This is a genomic window from Paenarthrobacter sp. CM16, assembly GCF_013179505.1.
Taxonomy (GTDB): domain Bacteria; phylum Actinomycetota; class Actinomycetes; order Actinomycetales; family Micrococcaceae; genus Arthrobacter.
Genome location: NZ_JABMCX010000494.1, coordinates 1 through 1,870 on the forward strand (window position 1 = coordinate 1; position 1,870 = coordinate 1,870).

Annotated in this window: 2 protein-coding genes; both read left to right on the forward strand. The window is 59.6% G+C overall.

Annotated elements, in window-relative coordinates:
• Nucleotides 1–1,133 precede the first annotated feature (1,133 nt).
• The gene (locus HP499_RS23795; protein WP_172326505.1) at nucleotides 1,134–1,328 is read left to right on the forward strand and encodes a hypothetical protein; all 195 of its coding nucleotides are present in this window, start codon (nucleotides 1,134–1,136) and stop codon (nucleotides 1,326–1,328) included.
• 25 nt (nucleotides 1,329–1,353) lie between these two features.
• The gene (locus tag HP499_RS23800) at nucleotides 1,354–1,677 is read left to right on the forward strand and encodes a hypothetical protein (RefSeq protein ID WP_172326506.1); all 324 of its coding nucleotides are present in this window, start codon (nucleotides 1,354–1,356) and stop codon (nucleotides 1,675–1,677) included.
• The last annotated feature ends 193 nt before the right edge of the window (nucleotides 1,678–1,870 follow it).

Here is a 1,870-nt window from a genome sequence, read left to right on the forward strand (position 1 = left end):
CAAAAAACGTCGTAGACACAACAGGACCGGGCACGGCGGAGCTCTGCGACGTCGGGACCGGGCCCAACAGCCGGCCACGGAGCGAAGCGGAGTGGACGCCCAAAAGGAGTGCGAGCCCCGCGAGCATAGTGGCCCTAAGAGGCTAGGCTGGCCTCAATCTTTAGGATGGGATACCTGAACCGTGGAGCTACTCATTGGAAGCGTTGTTGCGGGAGTGGCCGTACTTATCGGTGTTCTCGTGATCGTAAAGCGCAAAGCGCTCAGCAAATTGATGGAGGGCTCTCAGCAAGCAAGGTTTGGTAAGACGGGCACTAAGTTGATGGGTCGGCCAGAGCCTGGGTACATGGTCGTTGTCGGGCTAGGTGCCGTCCTCATTGGAGTGGCGATAGCGATTGTGTTGTTATCCCGCTGACTTCGCAGGAAGGTTCATGCGGAGTCCGAAGGGCAGCCCGGCCCGGTAGAGCGGACCACCGTGTGGCGGCCCGCCCTGGATCCGGTCTAGCTTCCGTCTTCCTTGGGGACTTTTGTGTTGGCGCGGTACGCCATGATTGAAGCTCCCAGTGCTGTGAGTGAGAGAACGAAGTTCACGATGGTCAGTGGTTCCATGAGGTTTCCTTATCGGTGAGTAGGACTTAGTCTGGGAAGGAGCCGGTGGCCGCAACCGAAGCGGTCACGACCACCGGGTTTCGTACCTACACCTACTTCCTTGCTTTACGCTTACGCTTCCGAGTTGCTGCTCGGGACCGTTTGCTTGTTAAGCGCGCGTTCCGCATGAAGAGTAGAGCGATGACAGCTGTTATCAAGCTCACGACCGAAGTCGCGAGCTTGATCGCTTCGTCGATGCTCATGTAGCCACCTCCTTCCTGCCCCGCTGTGCGAGGCCCCCACTGGTCCAGCCGGTCGAGGGTGGGCCGTCAACCCCGAAGAGTGACCGGGGAATCCCGCGAAATAAGGGAGCGCAGCGACCGCGTGGGATTATCCGGTTGCGTGGGTTGACGGGTCGGGCCCCCGGACGGCTACGATCAGTGGCCTTGTACGGAGAACAACCCAGCCACATGTAAGGCAAAAAGATGCTTTTGCAGTCGGCCGCGGAGCGGACGCCCGTTGTGGTCTTGGTCCTTTAGGCTGGGGCCATGGACAAGAAGAAAGCAGCGCTGATCTGGGCGATTTTGGGGACTGGCTTCCTTGTGTACGGCGTCTACTGCGCCCTGACCACCGGCGGCACTTGGTATCTCATCGCCTCCGCCGTAATCCTGATCGCTTCCGGCGCGGTCTGCCTCGGAAGCGCGGTTCAGATCATGCGACGCCCGGACCAGCAGCGCTACTAGATACAGCAACACTCAAAGGAGCAACATGCTTGGTTTCAAAGTGAACGTCCAGAGAGACGACAAGACGGCCGAGTTGGAGATCCAGGGCTTCCCGGATCAGGAGACGGCCGAGGGTTTCGCGAACGAAGTTCACGAGACCCTGCTGGTATGCAAGGACGAGAACGAAGAGATCACCGGATTCGAAGTTGGCCGCCCCGGCCCCATGGAACCCCGTGAGGGTGCTCCCGAAGCGGATATCGAAGACTTCATCGATCAGATCACCATGTCCGTCATGAGCCCTGAACCAGCGAACCTGGTGAAAGGCGAGTCCCCGGTGCGTTTCTCTGTTGAGCAACCGGTGACGTGGTAACTCAGCGCCACTCCTAAGAGTTGGCCGCACAGGTGGCCGGCATGAACAGAGTGAGATTCCATGAGCGAGTCCATCCCGAGGGCACTGCAACCACCGGTTGCTGTTGCCCTGGCGAAACTCGTCAAGGCTCTCCCCGGTCCTAACGCGCTCCCGGGCGCTTCCTACTACGAGCCCAAGTGGGACGGCTATATTC

Coding starts and splice junctions, on each gene's coding strand:
- HP499_RS23800 (WP_172326506.1), top strand. CDS start 1,354: ATGCTTGGTTTCAAAGTGAACGTCCAGAGAGACGACAAGACGGCCGAG.
- HP499_RS23795 (WP_172326505.1), top strand. CDS start 1,134: ATGGACAAGAAGAAAGCAGCGCTGATCTGGGCGATTTTGGGGACTGGC.